The organism is Ruminococcus sp. J1101004sp1_RTP21198st1_B9_RTP21198_201120, assembly GCF_040924245.1.
GTDB lineage: Bacteria > Bacillota > Clostridia > Lachnospirales > Lachnospiraceae > Blautia_A > Blautia_A faecis.
In genome coordinates this window covers 1-1156 of record NZ_JBCOMI010000083.1, presented here as the reverse complement: position 1 = coordinate 1156, position 1156 = coordinate 1, and the positions used below count along the sequence as shown (strand labels likewise).

Here is a 1156-nt window from a genome sequence, read left to right as displayed (position 1 = left end):
GAAATGCTTCCAGGATGGAAATGCGATATTTCGGGCTGCCGGACCTATGAAGAGCTTCCGGAGAATGCAAAAGCTTACATTCGTATCCTGGAGCAGCTTCTGAACCATGAAATCCAGTTTATTTCCGTCGGAGCCAGACGGGATCAGTTTTTAACAAAAGGAGCCTGGTTATGAGACATTTGATCGATCCACTTGATTTTACCCTTGAAGAAACTACAAAAGTTCTGGATCTGGCTGACCGCATTGCAGAAAGTCCAGAAGTGTACAGCCATGTGGCAGATGGGAAAAAAATTGCCACTCTTTTTTACGAACCAAGTACCAGAACCCGTCTTTCCTTTGAATCTGCCATGTTAAGCCTTGGCGGAAAATCCCTTGGCTTTGCAGGTGCTGAACAGTCCAGTGCCACAAAAGGAGAAACGGTAGCCGATACTGCCCGGGTGGTAAGCTGCTATGCAGATATCATTGCAATGCGGCATCCCAAGGAAGGCGCTCCCCTTCGCGCTTCCATGTATGCCACAGTGCCGGTAATCAATGCCGGGGATGGCGGACATAATCATCCTACCCAGACATTAATCGACCTTATGACCATCCGCCAGAGAAAAGGTCATCTGGATCACCTGACAGTTGGTTTTTGCGGTGACTTGAAATTTGGAAGAACCGTACACTCCCTTGTAAACAGTCTGGTACGTCATCCAGAAAATGAGTTTTACTTCATCTCCCCGGAAGAGCTTAAAATCCCGGATTACGTAATTGAAGAGACCTTAAAGCCTAACCATTCTTTTTATAAAGAGGTTACCAGCCTGGAGGAAACACTTCCCAAACTGGACATACTCTATATGACAAGGGTTCAGAAAGAGCGTTTCTTTAACGAAGAAGATTATGTCCGGTTAAAGGATACCTATATTTTAAACCGCGAGAAGCTGAATCTGGCACAGCCGGATATGCCGGTTCTCCATCCTCTTCCAAGGGTGGATGAGATTGCCTCAGATGTGGATCAGGATCCAAGAGCCGCTTATTTTGACCAGGTACAAAACGGAAAATATATCCGTATGGCACTTATTATGGCGCTGCTTGAAATCCCGGATCCGCTGACAGGAAGGACGGTGCTGTAATGTTAAAGATTGAATCTATCCAAAATGGAATTGTGATCGACCAT

2 protein-coding genes are annotated in these 1156 nt (G+C 45.9%); both read left to right on the top strand.

Features of this window, described 5'->3' with window-relative positions:
* Positions 1-3: 3 nt before the first annotated feature.
* Complete coding sequence (locus AB5618_RS21355) at positions 4-174, top strand: adenylosuccinate synthetase (RefSeq protein ID WP_243249282.1); 171 nt, start codon at positions 4-6, stop codon at positions 172-174.
* On the top strand, positions 171-1112 hold the full coding sequence (gene pyrB / locus AB5618_RS21350) for an aspartate carbamoyltransferase (protein ID WP_173773246.1): 942 nt from the start codon (positions 171-173) through the stop codon (positions 1110-1112). The genes AB5618_RS21355 and pyrB overlap by 4 nt, the downstream gene beginning before the upstream one ends.
* Positions 1113-1156: the final 44 nt, after the last annotated feature.